21 protein-coding genes, 1 pseudogene and 1 riboswitch are annotated in these 24,488 nt (G+C 73.4%); of the genes and pseudogenes, 15 read left to right on the plus strand and 7 right to left on the minus strand.

Annotated elements, in window-relative coordinates; genetic code table 11:
- Window positions 1-41: 41 nt before the first annotated feature.
- The 4 genes from thyX (at window position 42) to ACQPYA_RS08215 (ending at window position 4,789) form a co-directional block, all read left to right on the plus strand.
- The gene (gene thyX / locus ACQPYA_RS08200) at window positions 42-785 is read left to right on the plus strand and encodes an FAD-dependent thymidylate synthase (RefSeq protein ID WP_433533424.1); all 744 of its coding nucleotides are present in this window, start codon (window positions 42-44) and stop codon (window positions 783-785) included.
- A 78-nt stretch (window positions 786-863) separates the two neighbouring features.
- Window positions 864-1,790: a 4-hydroxy-tetrahydrodipicolinate synthase gene (dapA, locus tag ACQPYA_RS08205; protein ID WP_433532024.1), complete on the plus strand. Its 927-nt coding sequence runs from the start codon at window positions 864-866 to the stop codon at window positions 1,788-1,790.
- Between the two features lie 52 nt (window positions 1,791-1,842).
- Window positions 1,843-3,534, plus strand: coding sequence for a ribonuclease J (locus ACQPYA_RS08210; protein WP_433532025.1), 1,692 nt, complete (start codon window positions 1,843-1,845; stop codon window positions 3,532-3,534).
- A 70-nt stretch (window positions 3,535-3,604) separates the two neighbouring features.
- Complete coding sequence (locus ACQPYA_RS08215) at window positions 3,605-4,789, plus strand: S1 family peptidase (RefSeq protein WP_433532026.1); 1,185 nt, start codon at window positions 3,605-3,607, stop codon at window positions 4,787-4,789.
- A gap of 67 nt (window positions 4,790-4,856) precedes the next feature.
- On the opposite strand, the pseudogene ACQPYA_RS08220 reads toward ACQPYA_RS08215, so the two are convergent.
- Window positions 4,857-6,478 (minus strand): annotated as a pseudogene (locus tag ACQPYA_RS08220) (YbjN domain-containing protein).
- A 104-nt stretch (window positions 6,479-6,582) separates the two neighbouring features.
- Window positions 6,583-7,062, minus strand: a complete 480-nt coding sequence (locus tag ACQPYA_RS08225; protein WP_433532027.1) for a YbjN domain-containing protein — start codon at window positions 7,060-7,062, stop codon at window positions 6,583-6,585.
- A 111-nt stretch (window positions 7,063-7,173) separates the two neighbouring features.
- On the opposite strand from ACQPYA_RS08225, the gene ACQPYA_RS08230 reads away from it, so the two are divergent.
- On the plus strand, window positions 7,174-9,621 hold the full coding sequence (locus ACQPYA_RS08230; RefSeq protein WP_433532028.1) for a DNA translocase FtsK 4TM domain-containing protein: 2,448 nt from the start codon (window positions 7,174-7,176) through the stop codon (window positions 9,619-9,621).
- 53 nt (window positions 9,622-9,674) lie between these two features.
- Here the strand turns inward: ACQPYA_RS08230 and ACQPYA_RS08235 are convergent, their stop codons facing one another.
- On the minus strand, window positions 9,675-9,989 hold the full coding sequence (locus ACQPYA_RS08235; protein ID WP_433532029.1) for a DMT family transporter: 315 nt from the start codon (window positions 9,987-9,989) through the stop codon (window positions 9,675-9,677).
- Between the two features lie 59 nt (window positions 9,990-10,048).
- A riboswitch (guanidine-III (ykkC-III) riboswitch) is annotated at window positions 10,049-10,115 on the minus strand.
- A gap of 95 nt (window positions 10,116-10,210) precedes the next feature.
- On the opposite strand from ACQPYA_RS08235, the gene ACQPYA_RS08240 reads away from it, so the two are divergent.
- The 7 genes from ACQPYA_RS08240 (at window position 10,211) to pspM (ending at window position 16,568) form a co-directional block, all read left to right on the plus strand.
- Window positions 10,211-11,134: an ornithine cyclodeaminase family protein gene (locus ACQPYA_RS08240; RefSeq protein WP_433532030.1), complete on the plus strand. Its 924-nt coding sequence runs from the start codon at window positions 10,211-10,213 to the stop codon at window positions 11,132-11,134.
- Between the two features lie 95 nt (window positions 11,135-11,229).
- A complete protein-coding gene (gene rimO, locus ACQPYA_RS08245) occupies window positions 11,230-12,711 on the plus strand; it encodes a 30S ribosomal protein S12 methylthiotransferase RimO (RefSeq protein WP_433533425.1) in 1,482 nt (493 codons plus the stop codon).
- 56 nt (window positions 12,712-12,767) lie between these two features.
- Window positions 12,768-13,361: a CDP-diacylglycerol--glycerol-3-phosphate 3-phosphatidyltransferase gene (pgsA, locus tag ACQPYA_RS08250; RefSeq protein WP_433532031.1), complete on the plus strand. Its 594-nt coding sequence runs from the start codon at window positions 12,768-12,770 to the stop codon at window positions 13,359-13,361.
- A 67-nt stretch (window positions 13,362-13,428) separates the two neighbouring features.
- Window positions 13,429-13,950, plus strand: coding sequence for a CinA family protein (locus ACQPYA_RS08255; RefSeq protein WP_433532032.1), 522 nt, complete (start codon window positions 13,429-13,431; stop codon window positions 13,948-13,950).
- A 278-nt stretch (window positions 13,951-14,228) separates the two neighbouring features.
- Complete coding sequence (locus tag ACQPYA_RS08260; RefSeq protein WP_433532033.1) at window positions 14,229-14,687, plus strand: helix-turn-helix domain-containing protein; 459 nt, start codon at window positions 14,229-14,231, stop codon at window positions 14,685-14,687.
- 209 nt (window positions 14,688-14,896) lie between these two features.
- Window positions 14,897-15,766 (plus strand): PspA/IM30 family protein, encoded by an 870-nt coding sequence (locus ACQPYA_RS08265; RefSeq protein ID WP_433532034.1) that lies wholly within the window; start codon window positions 14,897-14,899, stop codon window positions 15,764-15,766.
- Window positions 15,767-15,788: 22 nt separating this feature from the next.
- On the plus strand, window positions 15,789-16,568 hold the full coding sequence (gene pspM, locus ACQPYA_RS08270; RefSeq protein WP_433532035.1) for a phage shock envelope stress response protein PspM: 780 nt from the start codon (window positions 15,789-15,791) through the stop codon (window positions 16,566-16,568).
- A 142-nt stretch (window positions 16,569-16,710) separates the two neighbouring features.
- Here pspM and ACQPYA_RS08275 read toward each other — a convergent pair whose 3' ends face one another.
- Complete coding sequence (locus ACQPYA_RS08275) at window positions 16,711-17,469, minus strand: HAD family hydrolase (protein ID WP_433532036.1); 759 nt, start codon at window positions 17,467-17,469, stop codon at window positions 16,711-16,713.
- Window positions 17,470-17,499: 30 nt separating this feature from the next.
- Between ACQPYA_RS08275 and ACQPYA_RS08280 the strand changes: the two genes are divergently transcribed.
- The 3 genes from ACQPYA_RS08280 to ACQPYA_RS08290 all read left to right on the plus strand — a co-directional run bounded on the left by ACQPYA_RS08280 (window position 17,500) and on the right by ACQPYA_RS08290 (window position 19,461).
- A complete protein-coding gene (locus ACQPYA_RS08280; RefSeq protein WP_433532037.1) occupies window positions 17,500-18,705 on the plus strand; it encodes a helix-turn-helix domain-containing protein in 1,206 nt (401 codons plus the stop codon).
- A 190-nt stretch (window positions 18,706-18,895) separates the two neighbouring features.
- Window positions 18,896-19,147 carry a DivIVA domain-containing protein gene (locus ACQPYA_RS08285; RefSeq protein WP_433532038.1) on the plus strand — a complete coding sequence of 84 codons (252 nt, stop codon included), beginning with the start codon at window positions 18,896-18,898 and terminating at the stop codon, window positions 19,145-19,147.
- Window positions 19,144-19,461, plus strand: a complete 318-nt coding sequence (locus tag ACQPYA_RS08290) for a hypothetical protein (RefSeq protein WP_433532039.1) — start codon at window positions 19,144-19,146, stop codon at window positions 19,459-19,461. The genes ACQPYA_RS08285 and ACQPYA_RS08290 overlap by 4 nt, the downstream gene beginning before the upstream one ends.
- On the opposite strand, the gene ACQPYA_RS08295 is transcribed toward ACQPYA_RS08290, so the two are convergent.
- The 3 genes from ACQPYA_RS08295 to ACQPYA_RS08305 all read right to left on the minus strand — a co-directional run bounded on the left by ACQPYA_RS08295 (window position 19,386) and on the right by ACQPYA_RS08305 (window position 24,465).
- Window positions 19,386-23,198: a hypothetical protein gene (locus ACQPYA_RS08295; protein ID WP_433532040.1), complete on the minus strand. Its 3,813-nt coding sequence runs from the start codon at window positions 23,196-23,198 to the stop codon at window positions 19,386-19,388. The two genes, ACQPYA_RS08290 and ACQPYA_RS08295, sit on opposite strands and share 76 nt — an antisense overlap.
- A gap of 186 nt (window positions 23,199-23,384) precedes the next feature.
- The gene (locus ACQPYA_RS08300; protein ID WP_433532041.1) at window positions 23,385-24,182 is read right to left on the minus strand and encodes a zinc finger domain-containing protein; all 798 of its coding nucleotides are present in this window, start codon (window positions 24,180-24,182) and stop codon (window positions 23,385-23,387) included.
- Between the two features lie 40 nt (window positions 24,183-24,222).
- The gene (locus ACQPYA_RS08305) at window positions 24,223-24,465 is read right to left on the minus strand and encodes a CPCC family cysteine-rich protein (RefSeq protein ID WP_433532042.1); all 243 of its coding nucleotides are present in this window, start codon (window positions 24,463-24,465) and stop codon (window positions 24,223-24,225) included.
- Window positions 24,466-24,488: the final 23 nt, after the last annotated feature.

Consider the following 24,488-nt stretch of genomic DNA (forward strand, 5'->3'; position numbering starts at 1 on the left):
TTGGGCTGGGGGTGCGCACTACAGTCGCAGGAATGTCGGAGATGGTGCAGCCGCAGGTCAAGCTCGTCGCGTGGACCCACTTCGACCCGCCCGAGGACGTGCCCTGGTCGACCGACGCGGACGGGGGGCAGGCGCTTGCCGAGTTCGCCGGGCGGGCCTGCTACCAGAGCTGGAAGAAGCCGAACCTGGCGACCGCGACCAACGCCGGCTACCTTGCGCACATCCTGGAGGTCGGGCACCTCTCCGTGCTGGAGCACGGCTCGGTCAGCTTCTACTTCACCGGGGTGTCCCGGTCGTTCACCCACGAGCTGATCCGGCACCGGCACTTCTCGTACTCGCAGCTGTCCCAGCGCTACGTGCCGGAGCGGGACGCGGCGATGGTCGAGCCGAGGGTGATCGCCGAGGACCCGGAGCTGCACAAGCGGTTCGTCGAGGCGGCCGAGGCGAGCGTACGGGCGTACAACGAGCTGCTGGAGGGGCTGGAACGGCACTTCGCCGACGAGCCCAACCCGACCCTGCGCCGCAAGCAGGCCCGCCAGGCGGCCCGTGCGGTGCTGCCGAACGCCACCGAGACCCGCATCGTGGTGACCGGCAACTACCGCGCCTGGCGGCACTTCATCGCGATGCGCGCCACCGAGCACGCCGACGTGGAGATCCGCGAGCTGGCGGTGGAGTGCCTGCGGCAGTTGCAGCGGGTCGCGCCGAACGTCTTCGCCGACTTCGTCATCTCGACCCGGCCCGACGGCACCGAGGTGGCGGCGAGCCCGCACGCCCAGACGCCCTGAGCGGGCGGCACCCGCACGCACAGGGGGCGTGAGCCCTTCCCCGGCAGCCCTCCGCCGGCCGTCCGCTAGGTTGTCATCATGACGCACGACCACCTTGACACCCCGGCCCGGGCGGCGTCCCGTCCCTTTGGTCGGGTGCTCACGGCCATGGTGACCCCGTTCACCGCCGACGGCGCGCTCGACCTGGACGGCGCCGCGCGCCTGGCGAACCACCTGGTGGCGGAGCAGGGCGCGGACGCGCTGGTGGTCAACGGCACCACCGGCGAATCGCCGACGACCACCGACGCGGAGAAGGAACGCCTGATCCGGACCGTGGTGGAGGCCGTCGGGGACCGGGCCCGGGTGGTGGCCGGGGTCGGCACCAACGACACCCGGCACACCATCGAGTTGGCCGCCGCCGCGGAGAAGGCCGGCGCGAATGGGCTGCTGGTGGTCACCCCGTACTACAACAAGCCGCCACAGGCCGGGCTGCTGCGGCACTTCACCGCGGTGGCCGACGCGACCGGGCTGCCGGTGATGCTCTACGACATCCCGCATCGGGCCGGTGTGCCGATCGAGACCGAGACGCTGGTCCGGCTCGCCGAGCACGGCCGCATCGTCGCGGTGAAGGACGCCAAGGGTGACCTGACCGCGACCAGCTGGGTGACCAGCCGCACCGAGCTGGCGTACTACAGCGGTGAGGATGCCCTCACCCTGCCCGCGCTGGCCATCGGCTCGGTCGGTGTGGTCGGCACCTCGACCCACTTCACCGGCGCCGAGACCAAGCGGATGATCGAGGCGTACGACGCGGGAGACCAGGCGACGGCGCTGGCCCTGCACCGGCGGCTGCTGCCGCTGTTCACCGGGATCTTCCGTACCCAGGGCACGATCCTGGTCAAGGCGGGCCTGGCGGCGCAGGGCCTGCCGGCCGGACCGGTCCGGCCGCCGCTGGTGGACGCCACCGACAGCCAGGTCGCCCAGCTGCGCGCCGACTGTGCGGCAGCGGGTCTACCGCTCCCCGAATGATCAAACGACACGATGGACGCCGGGTGACGGCGTCGCAGAATGAGGTGAACGCGTGACCGAGGCGCACAACGAGGAGGCCCAACTTCCCCCGCCGCTGCCGGAGGGCGGACTGCGGATCATTCCGCTCGGCGGGCTCGGCGCCATTGGTCGGAACATGACCGTCTTCGAGTACGACGGGAAGCTGCTGGTCGTCGACTGCGGCGTGCTCTTTCCCGACGTGGAGCAGCCGGGCGTCGACCTGATCCTGCCCGACTTCGGGCCGATCCTCGACCGGCTCGACGACATCCAGGCGATCGTGCTGACCCATGGCCACGAGGACCACATCGGTGCCGTGCCGTACCTGCTCGCCCACAAGCCCGACATCCCGCTGGTCGGCTCGCAGTTCACCCTCGCGCTGGTGGAGGCGAAGCTGGCCGAGCGGCGCATCCAGCCGTACACGCTGACCGTGCGCGAGGGTGGCCGGGAACGGCTCGGCCCGTTCGAGTGCGAGTTCTTCGCCGTCAATCACTCGATCCCGGACGCGCTGGCGGTGGCCATCCGCACCCCGGCCGGGCTGGTGCTGCACACCGGCGACTTCAAGATGGACCAACTGCCGCTGGACGGCCGGATCACCGACCTGGCCGGGTTCGCCCGGCTCGGCGCCGAGGGCGTCGACCTGCTGCTGTCGGACTCCACCAACGCGGAGATCCCCGGCTTCGTCACCCCGGAGCGGGAGATCGGCCCGGTCCTCGACTCGATCTTCGCCAAGGCGCGCGGCCGGATCATCGTTGCCTCGTTCGCCTCCCACGTACACCGGGTGCAGCAGGTCTTCGACTCGGCGCTGGAGCACGGCCGCAAGGTCGCGCTGATCGGCCGGTCCATGGTGCGGAACATGGGCATCGCCCGGGACCTGGGGCTGCTGAACATCCCAGCCGGCCTGGTCGTCGGCCTGGACGAGGCGACCTCGATGCCGCCCGAGCAGATCGTGCTGATGTCCACCGGCTCACAGGGCGAGCCGATGAGCGCCCTGGGCCGGATGGCCAGCGGCGACCACCGGCACATCACCATCGCCCCGGGCGACACCGTGGTGCTGGCCTCCTCGCTGGTGCCGGGGAACGAGACCTCCGTCTACCGGGTGATCAACCGGCTGGCCCGGGCCGGCGCCGTGGTGGTGCACAAGGACGTGGCCAAGGTGCACGTCTCCGGCCACGCCCCCGCCGGGGAGCTGCTCTACCTGCTCAACGTCGTGCGGCCCAGCAACCTGATGCCGGTGCACGGGGAGTGGCGGCACCTGCGCGCGCACGCCCGGCTGGGCATCGAGTCCGGCGTGGCGGCCGACCGGGTCGTGCTCTGCGAGGACGGCGACGTGGTCGACCTGGTGGAGGGCCGGGCCAGCCTGGTCGGTCACGTCAAGAGCCGGTACGTCTACGTGGACGGACTGGCCGTCGGTGACGTCAGCGAGTCGTTGCTCACCGAGCGTCGCATCCTCGGTGACGGTGGGTTCATCGCCGCCACCGTCGTGGTGGACTCGGTCACCGGCAAGGTGGTGGCCGGCCCGACCGTCTCCGCCAAGGGCTTCTCCGAGGACCCGGGAGCGTTCAACGCGGTGATCCCGCTGGTCACCGAGGCGCTCAACCGGGCCGCGGCGGACGGGATCACCGACCCGCACCAGCTCCAGCAGATCGTCCGCCGCACCGTCGGTCGCTGGGTCAACGACGCGTACCGTCGTCGCCCGATGATTGTGCCCACCGTCGTAGAGGTCTGAACCGTTCGGGTCTTTTGCCCGTACTCCCGGCCGGCAGGCGTACCCACGCCGGCCGGGAGGAGCATGGCGAATGGACCGCAGACGATTGACAGCCATCGGTGTCGTGGTGGCGGCGGTGGGCGCGGCGGCGGCGGTGGCGCTGCCGTCGTTCGCCGGTGACGGTGAGGTGCCGACCAGCGCGCCGACCAGTCAGGCCGTCGAGGGAGCCGACCCGGACGTGGTCGAGGCGATGCGCCGCGACCTGGGGCTGGACCAGACCCAGGTGGCCGCCCGGCTGAAGACCGAACGCTGGGCGACCGGTGTGGTCGATCAGCTCCGGACGGCCCTCGGCGCGGACTACGGCGGCAGTTGGCTCAGCGCCGACGGCAGTCAGCTCAACGTGGCGGTCGCCGACCCGGCGCAGGCGCAGCGGGTACGGGCCACCGGGGCGGTGCCGAAGGTGGTCGAGCGCGGGGTCGGACAACTCGACGCGCTGAAGACCCGGATGGACCGGACCGCCGCTCGGGCCGGGCAGGTCTCCGGCTGGTACGTCGACGTCGCCTCGAACACCGTCGTGGTGCTCGCCGAGCCGGGCGCTGAGGCGGCCGGCTGGCGCTTCGTCGCCCGCGCCGGGGTGCCCCGGCAGGCGGTCCGGATGGCCACCGAGGAACAGCCGCGACTCTTCGCCGACGTACGCGGCGGCGAGCCCTTCTTCATCGGCAACGGCCGCTGCTCGGTCGGCTTCGCGGTGGCCGGCGGCTTCGTCACCGCCGGTCACTGCGGGCGGGTTGGTGACCGCACCCGGGGTGCCGACGGAGCCCAGCAGGGCATCTTCCGTGCCTCGTCCTTCCCCGGCGACGACTGGGCCTTCGTGCAGGTGAACAGCAACACCACGGTCCTGCCCGAGGTGACCGACTTCCGGGGCGGCATCGCCCGGGTCGCCGGCTCGCAGGAGGTGCCCGCCGGCTCGTCGATCTGCCGCTCCGGCTCCACCACCGGCGTACGCTGCGGCACCGTGCAGGCCCGCAACGCCACCGTGCGCTACCCGGAGGGGCTGGTCAGCGGGTTGGTCCGGACCAACGTCTGCGCCGAGCCCGGCGACTCCGGTGGCTCGTGGATCTCGGGCAACCAGGCCCAGGGCGTCACCTCCGGTGGTTCCGGTGACTGTGTGCGCGGCGGCACCACGTTCTACCAGCCGGTCAACGAGATCCTGCAACGCAACAACCTGACCCTGATCACCACGCAGAACTTCCGCACGCTGAGTGGTCGGCGCTGAGCCGCTGAACCATCGCGGGCCCGGCCGCGCGACACCGGCCGGGCCCGCAATCCGCCGCCCGAGGGGCTCAGGGCAGGGCGGCGACCGCCTCCGCGTACGCGACGCCGGTCCGCACCGCCGCCTCCACCAGCACCGTGACCTGGGCCGGGGCCACCCCGTACGCCAGGTCGGTGGTCACCTCGCCGGCCAGCACCAGCTCGCCGTCACCCGGATCGTGCACGTACGCCTTGGGCAGCAGCCGTTCCCGGTTCCAGCCATTGCAGAACGCGTACGCCTCGGCACGGCGGGCCGTCGGCAGCCGGCGGCCGGCGACCACCCGGGCGTGCAGGATCTCGCCGCGTTCCCCGGCCCGGCGGAACTGGATCACCGCGTCGCCCCAGCGCCCCAGCACCGTGCCCGCGGCGTCGAGGGCGTACCCGTCGCCGCGCTGGTCCAGCGCCGCCGTGATCATCGCCACGGTCAGCGCGCCGAGTTCGTCCGCCGGTCCCCCACCGGCCCGCGCCCCGCGGTCGTCCGGCTCGTTGTCGTCCGGCTCGGCCTCGTCGGGTCGGGGCAGCGGCACCGGCGCGGCCAGCGGGCGTTCGGCCAGCCAGGACGCGATCCGGCCGGACTGGTGCCCGGTGCCGTTGCGGGCGTCGAAGCTGCCGGCCAGCCCGGTGGCGACGGTGAGCAGCTCGGCGCCGAGCGCACCGAGCGTGACCTCGGCCGCCGGTCGCTGGCCGTACGCCGGGCGGCGCGCCACCCGGTCGCCCGCCCGCTCCGCCGCCAGCGTGCAGACCAGCGCGCCCGCCGCGGCGAACTCCATGACGGAGAGGTCCTCGTGCGGCTGGTCCAGCCGGGGCAGCTGCTCGACCAGGATCTCCAGCCCGCGTTCGAGGTGCCCACCGAGCGCGCAGAAGCGCAGGTGCGTGGCGAGGTGACCGAATCCGTCGGGCGCCACCCGGTGCCGGCGGTACGCCCGGACGTGCGCCTGGGCCGCCCGGTCCGCCTGGCCCGCCCGCAGCCAGGGCAGCAACGCTCCGGTCAGCGCGGCCTCGGGCTGGGCGGTGCAGCGGACCGGACCATCGAGCAGCGGTTCGACGGTGGCGAGCGCCTCGGCCCAGTCGCCCCAGCCGGCGAGCAGCTCGGCCTGGCGTACGGGTAGACAGCCGGGGCACCCGGCGGCCGGGTCCGGCGCGCCGGACCGCCACCGCCCCAGCCAGCGCCGGGCAGCCGGCTCGTCCCCGACGTGGTCGGCGATCCGGCAGCGCAGCTGCGCGACGAGCGCCGCGTCGGCGAGGCCGCTCGCCGCGTCGGCGGGATTGCGCGCCGCGCGAGCTGGGTCGGTTGCCGGGCGGGCCGGGTCGGTTGCCGGGCGGCCGGCGAGTCCGTCCAGCATGCTCCGGGTCTGGTCGAAGCCGATGCGGGGGTGCCGAGCAGCGCCTCGACGGCGTACCGCCGGTAGCGGCGCAGCGTCTCGTCGTCGGGCCCGCCCCGGCCACCCGGCCCACCGGCGGGCCGGGTCGATGTCGGGCCGGCCGCCTCCAGGCAGCGCCGGACCGGCTCGAACAGCCGCCACCGCTCGCCGCCGCGCAGGTGCGTCTCGACCAGCTCGGACCAGGCGGCCAGGGCGGTGCGTGCCGCGCCGGTCGCCTCGGCGAGGGCGGCCACCCGTTCCAGTGCGGCGATCCGCGCCTCGCCGTCCGGCATGTCCCGGGCGTCGTCCAGCGCGTCGGCCGGCCGCCGCTCCCGGCCGCCGTCGTCCACCGGTCGCCCGCGACCACGGGCCCGACCCCCGTCGGCCGCCGGCCCGGTCACGGACGGGCCGTTCCGGCCAGCCGGCCGACCTCGGCGGCCAGCCGGCAGCCGGTCGAGATGCCCTGGTCGAGCAGCCGGTCCAGCTGGTGCGGTGTCACTCCCCGCTCCAGGTCGGCGATCACCTCGCCGCAGACCCGGGCGTGGCCGGCATCGTCGACGTGGACGAAGGCCTTCGGCCAGAACTGGTCCCGGTTCCAGGTGTTGCAGAATTCGTGCAGCAGCGGCACGCGGTCGACGGGGAAGGCGTGCACGGCGACCGTACGCACCTGGAGCAGTTCGCCGGCGTCGCCCGCGCGCAGGAACCAGATGTGGCCGTCCGCCCAGCGGCCGACCAGGTCGCCTCCGGCCTCGGTGGTGACCGCGTGCCCCCGGTTGGCCAGCACCGCCGCGACGAGGTCGCGGGTCAACGGGCGCAACGTCGACGGGTGCCCGGCCAGCGGACCGTCCGGACCGTCCTCGAACTCCGGCGACGCCATCGGCACCCCTTCGCCAGCGAATATCACGGCAGGCGGCGGGGACCGCGCTGCGACACGCGGACGCGACCAGGAAGACCGGCGTATCGCGGGGCCCGCCGTTACGGTGATGCTATGGCGGGCCGTACCTCTCAAGCGAGCCGGCGGCGCGGCGCGTCGCCGCGCGGTGGCACGAACAGCCGTGCCCGCCAACCGGCCAAGACGACCCGCGCGACGGCCCGGCGGCGCACCGCGGCGCGGGGCCCCGGTCCGGCGGCGTACGTCGGCCGCGCGGTCCAGGCACTGTGGATGGGGCTGGCCCACGGGGCCGGCTGGGCGGTGCGTGCCGTCGGCCGGCAGGCCGCCTCGGCGCGCGATCTCGACCCGGAGCACCGCCGCGACGGCGCCGGGCTGCTGCTGATCGGTCTCGCCCTGCTCAGCGCGGGAGCGATCTGGTTCTCGGCGGCCGGGCCGGTCGGCGCCCGGCTGGCCGACACGGTCCGGCTCTTCCTCGGCGCCATCTCCATCGTGGTGCCGGTGCTGCTCGGCATCGGGGCCTGGCGGCTGATGCGCCAGCCCGGCGACCCCGAGCACCGCGGGCGTGGCCTGATCGGCTGGGGCTCCATGCTGGTCGCCACCGGCGCGATGCTGCACATCGGTCAGCAGCCGGCCGACCCGGGCGAGCGGGACTTCGCCGGTGGCCTGATCGGCGCCGGCGTGGGCAGCCTGCTGGAGCGCGCCGTCACCGCGTGGGTCGCCATGCCGCTGCTGATCCTGCTGCTCCTCTTCGGCCTGCTGGTGGTCACCGCGACGCCGATCAACAAGATCCCGGAGCGGCTCGGTCTGCTCGCCGGGAGCGTGATCGGTCAGAGTCCACCGGAGACGGACGAGGCGCCCGCCGCGCCGGCCCGCCGCCGCCCCGCGAAGCGGACGCCGCCGCCGGTCGACCCGGACGACTTCGACGACCTGGACGGCGTGGACCTCCAGGAGACCATCCCGCTGCCGCGCAAGGCGCCGTCCCGGGCGCCCGCCGGCCGCAAGCCGGCCGAGCCGCCGGAGCACTCGCCCGCGCCGACCCGGGCCGAGCAGCTCGCCCTGACCGGGCTGGCCGGCGACTACACCCTGCCCCCGCCGAACATGCTCGGCAGCGGGGCCGCGCCGAAGACCCGCAGCAAGGCCAACGACGAGGTGATCGCCGCGCTCACCGGCGTCTTCGACCAGTTCGACGTGGACGCGGCGGTGACCGGCTTCACCCGTGGTCCGACGGTGACCCGCTACGAGGTCGAGCTGGGCCACGGGGTCAAGGTCGAGCGGATCACCCAGCTCTCCCGCAACATCGCGTACGCGGTGAAGTCGCCGGACGTCCGCATCCTCAGCCCGATCCCGGGCAAGAGCGCGGTCGGCGTGGAGATCCCGAACACCGACCCGGAGAACGTGGCCCTCGGCGACGTGCTCCGCTCGCGGGCCGCCACCAGCGACCACCACCCGATGGTGGTGGCGCTCGGCAAGGACATCGAGGGCGGCTACGTGGTGGCCAACCTCGCCAAGATGCCGCACATCCTGATCGCCGGGGCCACCGGCGCCGGCAAGAGTTCCTGCCTCAACACCCTGCTCATGTCCATCCTGACCCGGGCGACGCCGGACGAGGTGCGGCTGCTGCTGGTCGACCCGAAGCGGGTCGAGCTGACCGGCTACGAGGGGATCCCGCACCTGGTCACCCCGATCGTGACCAACGCGAAGAAGGCCGCCGACTCGCTGGAGTGGGTGGTCCGCGAGATGGACATGCGCTACGACGACCTCGCCGCCAACGGGGTCCGGCACATCGACGACTTCAACCGCAAGGTACGCAACGGCGAGATCAAGGCCCCGCCCGGCAGCGAGCGGGAGCTGCGGCCGTACCCGTACCTGTTGGTCATCGTCGACGAGCTGGCCGACCTGATGATGGTCGCGCCGCGCGACGTGGAGGACTCCATCGTCCGGATCACCCAGCTCGCCCGGGCCGCCGGCATCCACCTCGTGCTGGCCACCCAACGTCCCTCGGTCGACGTGGTGACCGGCCTGATCAAGGCCAACGTGCCGTCCCGGCTGGCCTTCGCCACCTCCTCGCTGGCCGACTCCCGGGTCATCCTCGACCAGCCCGGCGCGGAGAAGCTGCTCGGCCGCGGCGACGGCCTGTTCCTGCCGATGGGCGCGTCGAAGCCGGTGCGGATCCAGGGCGCCTGGGTCACCGAGCGCGAGATCAACGACGTGGTCAAGTTCTGCAAGGACCAGCGCGAGCCGGAGTTCCGCCCGGACGTGCTGGCCCCGGCCCAGGACAGCAAGAAGAAGATCGACGAGGACATCGGCGACGACCTGGACCTGCTGGTGCAGGCGGTCGAGCTGGTGGTCACCTCGCAGTTCGGCTCGACCTCGATGCTCCAGCGCAAGCTGCGGGTCGGCTTCGCCAAGGCCGGCCGGCTGATGGACCTGATGGAGACCCGGGGCGTGGTCGGCCCCTCCGAGGGTTCCAAGGCCCGCGACGTGCTGGTCAAGCCGGACGAGCTGGAAGAGGTCCTGGCGGGCCTGCGAGGCGGGGACGACTGACCGCCGCGGTTGTTCCGTGCCTGCTCCGCGGCGGTCGGGTCAGTCCGCACCGGTCAGTGGTAGATCTTCAGTCCGATCACTCCGGCGACCACCAGCAACAGGCACCCGATCCGGGGCAGGCTCGCCGACTCGCCCAGCGCCAGCATCCCCACCAGCGCGGTGCCGGTCGCGCCGATGCCGACCCAGAGCGCGTAGCCGGTGCCGACCGGGATCTCGCGCAGCGCGTACGCCAGGCCGGCCATGCTCAGCACCAGCGTGATCACGAAGACCACCGAGGGTGCGGGTCGGGTGAAGCCGGCGCTGCGATCCAGGGCGATCGCCCACGCCGTCTCCAGCAGTCCGGAGAGCACCAGCACGATCCAGGCCATCAGGTCACCTCTTCGGGCCGCCCGGGCCCACCAGAGCGCCGGGACGAGTCGGGTTCAGCTTCGGGGCGTCTTGGCCTGACCGGGTACGCCCACGACTCGTCCGGGGCGGCCACGCGGGCCGCCGGGACCGACCGTAGCACCGGCCGGAGCGCCGGCCGGTCCGGGTGAGACGGATCACCCGGCATGGACTTCAACCTCGCTTCAGCTTGCACGATGGAGCCATGACCGTGCTCATCTCCGACCCGGAGGTCGCCGCCGCGCTGGACGCACCGACCACGGTGGACGCCATGCGTCAGGCCCTGCTGGCCGCGTACGATGGGCGGCTGGTGGCCCCGCCCCGGGCCGCCGCCGCGCTGGGCGGCGGGCGGATGGTGCTCACCGCCGGGCACCTGGTCGGGCAGTGGTACGGGTACCGGGCGTACGACACCTTCGGGCACCCCGGGACCGAGCAGGTGGTGGTGCTGCACGACGGGCGTACCGGCGCGGTGCGGGCGGTGGCGGTGGGGGAGGAGTTGGGCTCCCGGCGTACCGGCGGGCTGGGTGGGGTGGCGGTGGACGCCCTGGCCCGCCCGGACGCGGCCACGCTGGGCGTGATCGGCTCCGGCCGCCAGGCGTGGACCCAGGTCTGGGCCGCCGCCGCCGTGCGCCCGCTGCGCGAGGTGACCGTGCACAGCCGCTCGGCGGTCCGCCGGGAGGCGTTCGCCGCCCGGGTCCGCGCCGAACTCGGCATCCCGGCCCGTCCGGTGGAGACCGTCCGGGCGGCCGTGCGCGACCGGGACGTGGTGGTGCTCGCCACCACCAGCGTGACGCCGGTGCTGACCGCCGCCGACCTCTCCCCGGGCACCCACGTCAACGCGGTCGGCTTCAAGCAACGCGACCGGGCCGAGTTCGACAGCGACCTGCTGGACGCCGCCGCCGTACTGGCCAGCGACTCACCGGCGCAGGCCCGGTCGTACGCCCCGCCGATGCTCGCCGCGGAGCCGCCGTACGCCGCACGCCTGCGCGATCTGGGCGCGGTGCTGGCCGGCGCGGCGCCCGGCCGCACCGGCGCGGACCAGATCTCGCTCTTCTGCTCGGTCGGCCTCGCCGGCACCGAGGTGTTCCTGCTCGACCGCCTGGTCCGGGTCCTCGCCCCGGCCCCCTGACGCCCCGGCCGCGCCCGGCCGCCCGGTACCCTCGGGTGGTGTCTGCCACCTCCTCCGACCACTCCAACTCGGCGCGTCTGACGCCGCGCCGCGACTTGGAGCAGTCGTCTCCCGAGCCCGAAGGCCGCCGGGTCGCCCTGCTGACCCTGGGCTGTGCCCGCAACGAGGTCGACTCGGAGGAGCTGGCCGCCCGCCTGCACGCCGACGGCTGGCAGGTGACCACCGACGGTGAGGGCGCCGACGTGGTCGTCGTCAACACCTGCGGCTTCGTGGAGAAGGCCAAGCAGGATTCGATCCAGACGCTGCTCGCCGCCGCCGACACCGGGGCCAAGGTGGTTGCCGCCGGTTGCATGGCCGAGCGGTACGGCCGGGAGTTGGCCGACAGCCTCCCCGAGGCCCAGGCGGTGCTCAGCTTCGACGACTACCCGGAGATCGGCGCCCGGCTGGATGCCGTGGTGGCCGGCCGCGACTTCGCCGCGCACACCCCCCGCGACCGGCGCGAGCTGCTGCCGCTGACCCCGGTCGCGCGGCGGGACAGCGCGGTGTCGCTCCCCGGGCACGGGCACGGCCCCGAAGTGGACGAGCACACCCCCGCACACCTGCGCCCGGTGCTGCGCCGCCGGCTCGACAGCGGCCCGGTCGCCTCGCTCAAGCTGGCCAGCGGCTGCGACCGGCGGTGCGCGTTCTGCGCCATCCCCGCCTTCCGGGGCGCCTTCGTCTCCCGTACCCCGGACGAACTGCTCGCCGAGGCCGAGTGGCTGGCCAAGAGCGGCGTCCGCGAGCTGGTGCTGGTCAGCGAGAACTCGACGTCGTACGGCAAGGACCTGGGCGACCCCCGCGCGCTGGAGAAGCTGCTGCCGCAGCTCGCCGTGATCGACGGCATCGTCCGGGTCCGGGTCAGCTACCTCCAGCCGGCCGAGACCCGGCCCGGCCTGGTCGAGGCGATCGCCACCACCCCGGGCGTAGCGCCCTACTTCGACCTGTCGTTCCAGCACTCCAGCGAGCCGGTACTGCGCCGGATGCGCCGTTTCGGCTCCACCGACCGGTTCCTGGAGCTGCTGGCCGGGGCGCGGGCGCTGGCGCCGCAGGCCGGGGCGCGGAGCAACTTCATCGTCGGTTTCCCCGGCGAGACCCGGGCCGACGTCGACGAGCTGGTCCGCTTCCTCACCGAGGCCCGGCTCGACGCGATCGGGGTCTTCGACTACAGCGACGAGGACGGCACCGAGGCCGCCGGACTGCCGGGCAAGCTCTCCGCCGCCACCATCAAGCGCCGGTACGACAAGCTCAGCGCGCTCGCCGACGAACTCTGCTCGCAGCGGGCCGAGGACCGGCTCGGCGCGACGCTGGAGGTGCTGGTCGACTCGGTCGACGGCGGTGTGGTCGAGGGGCGGGCCGCGCACCAGGCGCCAGAGGTGGACGGCTCGACCACGCTCGTCGCGCCGGACGGCGGCGGGGTCGACCTGGCCGCGCTGCGCCCGGGTGACCTGGTTCGGGCCACGGTGACCGGCACCGAAGGGGTCGACCTGGTAGCGGTGCCGGATGAGATGATTTCGGCGGCGCCCGGCGCGGCGCGGTGACAACGGGCCGGGACGAGGCGGGGGAGCGACAGAGTGTGGTGCCCGGGAGTGGGCCGATGACCGGCGCGACGGAGTCGACGCCGGCGCCGGTGGTGGCCCGGGTGCCGGTGGTCAACGCCGCCAACGCGCTGACCGCGCTGCGACTGGTGCTGGTGCCGGTCTTCGCCGCCTCGGTGGTGATCTCGGGCATGACCCGGCCCGGCTGGCAGGTCATCGCCTGTGTGATCTTCGCCGTCGCCTCGGCGACCGACCTGGTAGACGGCTGGATCGCCCGCCGCTTCGCGCTCGTCACCGCGGTCGGCAAGGTGGCCGACCCGATCGCCGACAAGGCGCTCACCGGCGCGGCCCTGCTGCTGCTCTCCTTCCACGACCGGCTGTCGTGGTGGGTGACCGTGGTCATCCTGGCCCGGGAGCTGGGCATCACGGCCCTGCGGTTCTGGGTGATCCGGCGCGGAGTGATCGCCGCGAGCCGGGGCGGGAAGGTCAAGACCGCCCTCCAGATCCTGGCCATCACCTGGTACCTGTGGCCGATGCCGGCGGCCCTCGCCCTGGTCGGCCCCTGGATCATGGCCGCCGCAGTCGCCGTCACCGTAGTCACCGGCTTCGACTACATAGCCCAGGCCCTCCGCCTCCGCCGCACCCCCACCTAACCACCCCCGCTACCCCCCAAGCCCCCGCCCCTCAAGGCGGGACGGGGCGAGGCGGGGGCGGGAGGGCGTGGGGGTGGGGGAGGATGTGGGGATGGGGGCGGTGGGGAGTGTGGCGGCGGGCGTGGTGCACCGGCTTGCCGATCTGGGGGAGACGGTGGCCACCGTCGAGTCACTGACCGGAGGGCTGCTGGCGGCCACGATCGTGGACGTGGCCGGGGCGAGCGCCGTCTACCGGGGCGGGTTGGTGGTCTACGCCACCGAGCTAAAGGAGCGGCTGGCTGACGTACCGGCGGATTTGCTGGCCGAGCGCGGCCCGGTCGATGGCGACGTGGCGGTGGCGCTCGCCGAGTGCGGCCGGCGACGGTGCGGGGCCGACTGGGGCCTGGCCACCACCGGGGTGGCCGGCCCGGAGTCGCAGGACGGCAAGCCGGTCGGGCTGGTCTTCGTGGCGGTGGCCGGGCCGCGCGGCACCGAGGTGCGGCAACTCGACCTCGACGGTGGGCGGGAACGCATCCGGGCAGGTGCCGTGACCGAGGCGCTGCGACTGCTCAAGGACCACGTCCAGGCCGCCGATCCGGAGGTCCTCTGACGCTGCCGGAGCCGGGGATCGCCGGACCGGACATGCGGGCGGGTATCGGCGTGTCCCACGCCGGACGGCGCGGGGAGCGGTCCCCGGACGACCGCGCTGAGCCGCCCGTCCGCCGGATTCGCGGCGGAGGCCGTGCGCGACGCCGTGCGTTACCCGGGTGGGGTGGGATGTCGTGGCGGCGCACAACGGGTACGGTTGCGGGAAGGCTCCGACGACCGGAGTCGGTGCCGCCGTCGGGCCGGCCGGTCAGGCGAACTGTGTCCCTCAGGGGAGGTGCGATGGTCCTGTTACGCCGGGTGATCGGTGACGCACTACGGGCGCGCCGGCAGGGGCAGCACCGCACGCTGCGCGAGGTCTCTTCCGCCGCCAATGTCAGCCTGGGTTACCTGTCCGAGATCGAGCGCGGCCAGAAGGAACCCTCCAGCGAACTGCTCGCCGCGATCTGCGACGCGCTGGGCGCCCGCCTGTCCGAGCTGCTCCGCGAGGTCAGCGACACGGTCGCGCTCGCCGAGCAGATGCCGGGCGTGCTGGTGCCGGTGCAGGACGAACCGGCCGAGTCGACGCCGGTCACCGCAGCGCCGGTGCAGAAGGCCACCGGCCGGGGCGTACGCCAGGTCAGCTCGGACGGCACCGTGTCCGTCTCGGTGCGGCAGGAGTCCCCGCTCAAGGCCACCCTGCGCGCCGCCCGGGTCCGGCCCGCCGATCGCACCGACCGGGACGTGGTCTGCGCCGCCTGAGGCCGCCCCGAGCCCCACGCCCCGAGCCCGGTGGCCGATGGTCGCGGTGGCGTGGGCCGCGTAGGCTTGATCGGGACGTTCCCCGCTCGCCGGTACGGATGCCGTGCTGGCGTCTGGCTGGGACGATGGATCCACCATCGCCGGTGGCCGAGCCGGGCCACCCAACGTGGGGGTAGGCGCAGCGACGTTACTGAGGGGATACCGCGGAGATGGCGAACCCGTTCGTCAAGGGTTGGAAGTACCTGATGGCGCTCTTCGGCGCCCGAATCGACGAGCACGCCGACCCGAAGGTGCAGCTTCAGCAGGCCATCGACGAGGCGCACCGGCAGCATCAGGCGCTCGTCCAGCAGGCCGCGGCGGTGATCGGTAACCAGCGCCAGCTGGAGATGAAGCTGTCCCGGCAGATGTCCGACGTCGAGCGGTTGCAGGCCAACGCCCGGCAGGCGCTGATTCTCGCCGACCAGTCCCGGGCCAAGGGCGACGAGACCGAGGCCGGGCGCTACGAGCAGTCCGCGCAGACGCTCGCCACCCAGCTGGTCTCCGCCGAGCAGTCCGCCGAGGACCTCAAGACCCTGCACGACCAGGCGCTCGCCGCTGCCGGCCAGGCACGCCGGGCAGTGGAGAACAACTCCATGATCCTCCAGCAGAAGCTGGCCGAGCGGGCCAAGCTGCTCAGCCAGCTTGAGCAGGCCAAGATGCAGGAGGCCGTGGCCAGCTCGCTGGAGTCCATGTCGGCGCTCACCGCGCCCGGCACCACGCCCAGCCTGGACGAGGTCCGCGACCGCATCGAACGCCGTTACGCCAACGCCATGGGCCGCGCCGAGCTGGCCAGCAACTCCGCCGAGGGCCGGATGCTGGAGATCCAGAAGGCCACCCTCGACACGGCCGGCTCGGCCCGGCTGGACCAGATCCGGGCCAGCATGGCCGGCGAGCAACTGGGGGCCAGCCCCGAGCGCAGTGCCGTCGGCGGCCAGCAGGCCGCATCGGCCGGCGAGACGGCGGCGGTCGCCCGGCTCGACGAGATCCGGGCCAGCATGAGCCGGGAACGCGGCACCGGCGACACCAGCGCCGCCGGCTGACCCGGCGGTCGAGGAGGCGACGGTGGCAGACGAGCGCACCCGGTACTTCCGGCGGCTGGGCAAGCTGCGACGCTCCGCCCGCCGCTGGAGCGTACTGGCCGGTGGGCTCGGCGGCGCCACCGTCATCCTCACCCCGTACGCCGGCATCGGCCTGGCCGACGCGTTCTGGGCCGCCGCGGCTGGAGCCTCCACCGCGCTCGCCGCCTGGCGCTGGATCGACCTGCGCGCCCTGGCCGCCCGCCCCGCCCCGCCCGCCCTCGACCCGGCCCAGGCCGCCGCCCGCAACCGGGCCCGCCTGGTCGCCGCCGTGGAACGACTGCCCGCCGGGGCCGGCGTGGTCGCCGAGGTACGCCGGGTGCGCTCCCGTGGTGCCCTGCGCGGCACCAGCGCGGCCGAGCCGTGGGACCGGCTCGACCGGGCCGCGTCGACCATGGCCGGGATGACCGGCCGACTGACCGGCCTCGCCGAGCCGGCCGTGGCCGAGGCGTCCGCCGCCGAGCACTCCCTACGTGACCTGGCCGACCGGGTGGCCAGCGTGGAACGCGCGGTCCGGCTCGCCCCGCCCGACGCCCGCCCGACGCTGGCCGAGGCACACCAGGCGCTGACCGGCCAACTGGAGGCCGGGGTGGGGGCGTACGAGCGCCTGGTGGTGGCCGCCGCCGGCTACCTCGCCGAGGAGTACCGCCCCGAAACCGAACACCCCGCCGCCGCCCGCCTGACGGAGGCCACCGACCTCCTGCACGGCTTCGCCTCGGCGCTGTCGGAGCTACGTGCCGTAGGCCGCCCCACCGCCACTTCCTGAGCAGGCCGGTGCCGGGCGGCGGGTCGCCGGGCCGGCTTGGGCCGTCGGGGGCCGACGCGGTGGCTGCGCGAGATCCCCACGGATAAGGTTGTCGATCTGATCTTGTTCGCATCTCATTAGGTCGTGGACTGCCGGCCGGAATTCAGGCGTGCAGCTGAGCAATCGCACTGATCAGTGCGGTCGGATCGGTGAGCGAACGGAAGATCGCGACTGCGCCGGCACGCCGCATCGCGTCGGTGTCGTCGGCTCCGGAGGCGATCCCCACTACTGCCGCTCCACCGTCCTGTCCGGCACTGACGTCCTGGGTCGAGTCGCCGATCAGCACGGTGTTGGTGCGATCAAAAACCTGGCCGGATTTGGCGGCAGCACGCTTCTGCGCGATCGGCACGAGACGCGGCCTGTCCAGATGGTCGTCGCCGTAGGCGCCGATCTCGATGTCGATGTGCTGGGCGAGATCAAAAGCATGGAGTTTCGTGATGGCGACCTGCCGGAGATTCCCGGTGAGGACGGACTGAAGGAGCCCGGGCTGCTCAGCGAACAGGGCCAGTGCTTCGGCGGCTCCGGGTAAGGCTCGTCCTCGTTCGCGTAGTCCGTCGACGTTTTCGCGGTACTGCCGGGACAGGGCCGCAGCGTAACGTTGCGTCAGCTCGGCGGACGGCTCGATTCCATGCCGCCGCAGGGACTCGGCAAAGATGGCCAACTCCGTGCGGCCGGTCACCTCAGCCGGGCGGGCCAAGGGGCTGCCGGTCGCCTCCTCGAACGCCCGAGCATACAACTCACGGCCGAGACCTCTGGTCTCGATCAGCGTGTGGTCGATGTCCCAGAGGATCAGAAGTGGGCGTTTCGGCGTGGCCAGCACCCGTCCAGTGTTCCATTCGCGGCGTACGCTGACCGTCGACACGGATCGAGCCTCATGGACAGGATGGATCTCGTGCAGTTCGATGAGTGGACGATCGGCCGGAAGATCGCCTCGCACAGGGCACGCAGGGGGCTGACGCAGGAGGAACTTGCCGGCCTTGTCGGCATCAGCCTGTCGCTGATGAAGAAGATCGAGTCCGGCGACCGGCTCGTGACGCGCTTCTCGCAACTCCTCCTCTTCGCGCAGGCGCTGCGGATCCCCGATCTGCGTGAGCTGACCGGCGTGCCGCTGCCACTGATGCCGGACGGTCGGCGCGGCCATCCCGAGGCCAACGCTGTCCGAGCGGCGTTCATGGAACGATCGCGGCCGGCCGTCGAACCGACCACCCTGGCCGCATTGGCCGCCGATATCGAGCGGACGTGGCAGGCGTGGCAGTCACCGTCGCCCTTCCGCTACGCGCAGGTCGGCCAGGACCTGCCCCATCTGCTACGGGGGACCCGGCTCCTACTGCTGACCGCCGATGATGACGAGCGCCGAGCTGCACTCGCGGAGGCGAGCAAGCTCTACCAGCTCGTCCGGAGCTGGACGAAGCGTGTGGGCGAGCATGAGCTGTCGCTCGTCGCGGCCGACAGGGCGGTGGCCGCCGCGATGGAGGCAGACGATCCTGACCTGGCTGGCGCGGCTTCCTGGAATCTCGCCATGATCCTGTCGGCGCGAGGGCACACCGAGCAGGCGCGGGCGGTGTGCCGTGAGGCGATCGCAGAGTTACGGCCGACGATGCCGGACGCCGGACCGGCGCGTCTCGCGGTCTGGGGTGGCCTCCATCTGCTCGCCGCCGTCGAGGCGGCACGGAAGGACGATGCCAGCGATGCGCGCCGGCTGTTGGACGCGGCCGACAAGATCGCTGACCGGATTGGTGAGACCAATCATTTCCGGATGGTCTTCGGGCCGACCAACGTCGCGTGCCACCGTGTCGCCACCGCCCTTGAGCTGGGGCGAACCCGCGATGCGCTGACCATCGCGGAGCGGGTGTCCGTCCACAACGCTCCCGCTGTCGAACGTCGGCTGACCTTCCACCTGGATGCGGCTCGCGGATATGCCCGGACCGGCAACGATATTGCCGCCGTGCACATGTTGCAGCGAATTCATGCGGAGTCGCCGGAGGAACTGCGGTTCGGCTCGGGCACGCGCGAGACGCTTCGCCTGCTCGTCGGCCGAGCGAAGCCCGCCATACTGGCAGATTTACGTCCGATGGCCGAAGCCGCCGGCCTCTCCTGACCAGGCAGCCGCTCAGGGGACACGGCATGTGTCCCTCACACACCGTGTCCGCTCGTGCCTTCCTGCGTACATACGCTTCCGTCCACGTCAGGCAGAGGTGCTGCCGCCTGACGCCAGGCCCCGGCCGGCCGTGACCCGAGCCTCCGTCCGGCCGGGTGCCGTCAACTAAGCCGAGCCGGGAGGACTTGCGATGATCTATGGCACCGCGAGGCGGTTGCGCCCCCACGACATCCGGGCCGTTACCTTCGATACCCGGTGGCGTGGCCTCGACCCGGTTCAGGTGCGCGACTACCTCAGTCGTACCGCCGACGAACTCGACCAGTTGCACCGCGAGTTGACCACGGCGAACATCGAGGCCGAACGCATCCGCCAAGCCCTGCGGCGGTGGCAGAGCAGGCACACTGTGTGCCACCACCCGGAGTCCGACCGGTGGGCAAGATGATCGCCCCTCGCTGGATCGTCCACCTCCCGACCACCATCACCAACCGGCACGACGCGATCGCCCTCGCCACGGCCCTACGTGACAGCCTCGGCCACGTCACCGTCATCGACTTTGGCGAGACGACGCTCAGCGAAGAGGATCGCCAGTCGGTGCGTACGCGAGTCTGGTGTGACGCCGTGGTCGACGATGCTGACCGGTGCCGGCGACGTGACGGGCACGACGGACCCTGCGGAGACGGTCAGTCCGGGGTGGTGACCGGGATCGGGCCGGTGTACGGGGAGGCGCCGACCACGTTGAACGAGCGGATCCGGTAGTGGTAGGTGACGCCCCGGGCCAGCCCGGTGTTGGTGAAGCCCCGGCCGGTGACCGTGAAGGTGGCCAGTTCCCGGGTGAACGCCGGGTCCAGGGCCCGTTCCACGGTGAACCCGGCGCCCTGGCCGGTGGGGGTGCTGGCCGCCCAACCCAGCACCACCGTCGCGGTGTCCGGGCCGGGTGCGCTGGTGGCCACGCTCACCGAGGTCGGGATGCCCGGTGCCGGCGGGGTGGTCACCGTGGCCACGGTGGACCAGGGTGATGCGGCGCCCAGGTAGGTGGTGCGTACCCGGTAGTAGTAGGTGGTGTCCGGGGCGAGCGCGGCGTCCAGGTGGTGATCGCCGACGCCGATCGCGGTGGTGCCGGGGCCGCTGGTGAAGGTCGGGTTGGTGGCCCGCTGCACGTCGATCCCGGTGGCGAAGGAGCGGTTGGTCCAGCGCAACGCCACCCGCAGCGGAGCGGCGGGCGGGATCGTCGCGGCCAGCCCGGCCGGGGCGGTGAGCTGCACCGCCGCGGGAACGCTGTTCGACCAGGTGGAGCAGCTCACCGCGTTCTCCGCGCGGATCCGGTAGTGGTAGGTGACGCCGGGGGTGATCGTGGCGTCGGTGTACCGGGTCGCCGTGGCGGCCACGGTGATCTCGGTCAGCCCGTTGGTGTACGTCGCGTCGGTGGCCCGTTGCAGCAGGTGGCTGGTTGCCGGCGGGCGGCTGCCGTTGCCGGTCCAGGTCAGCGCGATCGCCGGCAGGGCGGTCGCCCGGCCGGGGGCGGGGGTGGCGGTCAGCCCGGTCGGCGCGCGGGGCGAGACGCGTACCACCAGCGGTCGGCTCATGCCCTGGTCGCGGTGGGCGCCCGAGCCGCTCGACCAGCGGTACTCCCAGCCCAGGTTGACCAGCTGGTTGACCACCGCCGCCGGCCGCCCGTCGAGCGGGCTGATCGAGGTGGATCCGGTCCGCAGGCCCGCCGGCCGGGTCGGGTCGAGCAGCCGCACACTGTCGCCGATCTTGAATGGTAGGGGCGGTGCCTCGGGCCGCAGCGCGAGCACCACGTCCTCACCCGGGTCGACCCGGACGATCTGCTTCCAGCCCAGCTCGCCCGGGTGCGGTTCGCGGATCGTGCCGTCCCGGCCGACCCGGCCGACCACCTGCACCTCCAGCCCGTCGAACCGGACCGGATGGCTCTGCCGGCCCGTCCCGCGGACCCGCCACAGCTGGCTGCCGTCGCCGGGGGTGCCGACCGCGACCGCCGGGTCGCAGACGTGCAGCAGCTCGGTCGCCGGATCGGTCGGGCCGAGCGGCAGGGTCGCCTCGGCCAGTGGCCCGGCGTGCGGGTGACCCACGCCGAGGCGGCCGGTGAGCCGGCCGTGGCCAGGTTCGAAAACCTGCCGCACGGCCTTGACCGCCAGCGGCAGGATCACCGGCGTGGCACCACCCGGCGGGGTGAACTCGACCCCGATGGCGTGCACCGGCACCCGGTTCGGGCCGGCCGTGGCGGTGCCGAACCCGGGGTCGTAGGCCGGCTGGGGCACGACCGGGGGGCGCTGGCTGGCCGCGTACGCGCCGGGCAGTCGCTCGCGCAGCCGGGCGAGGTCGTACGGCGCAGCGGGTGTGCCGGCCACCCGCAACTGCATCAGGGTGCGGGTGTTCGGGCCGTACCCGGGAAGGGTCGGCGGGACGCCGCCCTCCGCGGTCCGGTCCGGCCCGCCGGTGTGGTGGTCGTACCGGGGGTCGAAGGCGGGCAGCGGGGCGGGAGCGTCGTTGTAGAGGATCAGCGTGCTGCCCGGTGCCACCGTGGCGAAGTCGACCAGCACGTCGGCCCGCTCGCCGGGGGCCAGCAGCAGCGCGTGGCCGTCGACGTTGAGCACGGTCGGGTCGCGCCGGTCGTACCGGAACCCGACCGGCCGGCTGGGGATCACCACGGGGGCCGGCAGCAGGCCGCACTCGTTGCCGATCCGGATCAGGTCGGGCCCGGCGGCGTCCGGGCTCGGCACGCCGCCGGTGCGGCCGTCGGTCGGCCAGTCCGCCGGCCGGTCGGGCGCGCGGACCGCGTCGAGCATCGGCACCTCGCCGGCCCGGGCGTCGGCCAGCCCGCCCTCCGGCGTCCACATCGGCGCGTCGGAGGCGGCCCGGTACAACTGGAGGTTGAGCCAGCGGTCGGTGCAGGCGTTCAGGATCCGCCACCGGTAGACCCGGGGCTCGACCGTCAGGTACGGGTACGCCGCGCCGTTGACCAGCACGGTGTCGCCGTACGCGCCGGGCACCGCGCTGGGGTGCGGCACGCCGGGCACCTCCGGCGGCTCGTCCGGGTCGGTGACCGGGTCGTGGTGCGGGTTGGGTACGGCGGTGGCGGTCGCGTCCGGGCCGGCGACCGTCGCCGTACGCGACCACGGGCCGTAGTCCCACCGGCCGGTCGGGTTGGTCCCGTCCGGCCGGTACGGGTTCTGCCGGGGCTGGTAGATATGCGGGTGCCAGAGGCTGCCCCGGGCGCCCCAACGGTCCCGGTCCCAGGTCGGATCCTGGTCGGCGAGCTGCGCGTCGTCCGGCACGAACGTCTTGTCCTCGAAGACCAGCGGCAGTTGCTCGGCGGGCAGCACCCCGTCGGCGACCAGCCGCTCCTGCGCCTCGTCGGTGAGCAGATAGAGCGCGACCTGCCCGGAGTAGCCGGTCAGCCGGGACAGCCCGATCGTGTTGTCGTGGAACCAGAGCAGCCGACCGCTCTGCTCGTTGGGGTAGTAGAGCGTGGTGGCGCCCTGCCCGGGATGGGCCATGTCGGGCACGTGGGTCAGCCCGATGCCGGTCGGGTACGGGGTGATCTCACCCGCCGGGGTGATCCAGTGCCAGGGGTTGCCGGCGCTGATCCAGCCGGTCAGCGCACCGCAGAGGTGCAGCACCGCCCGGTTCTGCGGGTAGGGCGCCGGCCCGCCGAGCGGACCCGCTCCGGCGCCGGGCACGGTCGGGTCGACCGGCAGGAACAGGTCGCCGGCCCGGCCGGCGGGCAGCTGGTTGATGAACTTGATCCGTACCGGCCGGCCCCGCCGGGCCAGCACGACCGGGCCGAGGTGCCAGGGGCGTTGTGGCGGGGCGACGGTGTTGTGCCCGTCGACGTCGGTGCCCAGGTTGAGTTGCTGATAGCCGCGCAGCCGGGTCGCCGGCAGGTCGCGGTGCAGGCGTTGGGCGTACTCCTGTAGGCCGATCTCGTAGTAGTCGCAGCCCGGGTGGGTGATGGTGTCCGGCACCGCGACCGGCAGGTGGGCGCCGAGCGGGGTACGCCCCAGCACGCCCAGGCCGGGCAGCGGGTCGACGAACTTGCGTATCCCGGTGCCGGCCACCACCTGCCCGGTGTCGTCGAGGACCGGCAGCGGGCTGTAGGCGTGGTTCGGCACCGGACCGAAGCAGCGGGGGACCGCCGCCGGATCCAGGCTCGCCGGTGCCGGTGCCGGTGCCGGTGCCGGTGCCGGTGCCTGGGCGGGTGCCGGTGCCTGGGCGGGTGCGGATGTCGCGCCGCTCTGGTCGACGGGGCGGCTTCCCGGCTCGGCCTGCTCCGTGTCCGGCGGGTCGGCGGCGGCGCTGCCGGGGCGGGACTCGTCCGGACGGTCGGTGGTGGCGCTGCCGGGGCGGGACTCGTCCGGTTCGCCCGCATCGGGGGTGGTGCGGGCGGCGGGAACGGTGGTTGCCGGTTCCTGCGATCCGATGCGGGCGACGCGGTCCAGCCAGGTCGACCGGAGTCTGCGGAACACGGCCATGGCTCTCCCGGGGATCGGGGCACGGCGGCCACCACCCCGACGTGGTGGCCTGGTCGCGCGGTGTTGACGGACCGTGAGGGCTCAACCGCAGCATGCGACGCCGGAGGTTGGTTAGGAAGTACCCAATCGTCCCAATCTGCCGATCTCCCGGCGTGTCGCCCGCGCCACCCCGCTGGTGCGGCGACGTCAGGTGGGAATGGCGGGCTGGCACGTGGGGCACCAGTAGGTGACCCGCTCGCCCTGTTCCTCCTTGCGGATGGCGGTGCCGCAGCGGCGGCACGGCTGGCCTCGCCGCCCGTACACGTGGGTGGTCTGGCCGCGGCGTAGCGAGCCGGTGGTGCTCTGGGTCCACCGGCCCCGGTTGGCGGCGAGCAGTTCCTGCGCCAGGGTGACCAGGCTGCCGAGGTCGGCCACCTCCCGGACCGGCGTCCGGGGATCGATCCCGCGCAGAAACAGCACCTCGCACCGGTAAAGGTTGCCGACGCCGGCCAGGTTCCGCTGGTCCAGTAGGGCCGGGCCGATGGCCGCGTCGGGGCAGGCGGCGAGCCGGCGGACCGCCTCGGCCGGATCCCAGTCCGCGCCGAGCAGGTCAGGTCCGAGGTGGCCGACGAGGCGGGCCTCCTGGTCGGTGGGGACCAGGGTCACCTCGTGCAGGTGGTAGCCGACGGCGGTCGCGGTCGGGGCGCGCAGCACGACCCGGATCAGGTGCGCGGGCCGGGCCGCCCAGCGTTCCCCGGGGGCGTACGCCCGCCAGAGGCCCTCCATCCGCAGGTGCGAGTGCAGCGTCCAGCCGGCCCCGTCGGCCGGCGCCGCCAGCCGGATCAGCAGATGCTTGCCCCGGCTGGCGCACTCGCGTACCACCCAGCCGGTGAGGTCGGTGGTGGCCAGCCGGGGCACCCGGAAATCGCTGCCGGTCAGTCGGGCGCCGGCCAACGCGCGTCCCAGGACGCGGGCGGTGTTCCAGACGGTGTCGCCTTCGGGCACCCCGCCATTCTTTCCCGGCGACGGTTGGTGGCGGCTGCCGTCAGGGCAGTTCCTCCGGCCGAGGGGCGCGCACGAGATCCTGGTAGCGGGGGTGGCAGGCGCCGTAGACGGCGAAGTTGAGGCGGGCCAGGGAAAGGCTGAGATCTCCGTTGGGCCCACCGCGTACGACATCGGCGTCGGCGTCGCTCTGTCCGTCGTCGGTCCAGAAGCAGACGGGACAGGTGCCGCCGCCGGTTCGGGACGCGCAGCAGGGGCAGGCGGCGGGTACCCAGCGATTTTCCACTCAGCCAGCTTTCCACAATGGAC

The organism is Micromonospora sp. CA-263727 (assembly GCF_050942455.1).
In the GTDB taxonomy this organism is placed as follows: Bacteria; Actinomycetota; Actinomycetes; order Mycobacteriales; family Micromonosporaceae; genus Micromonospora.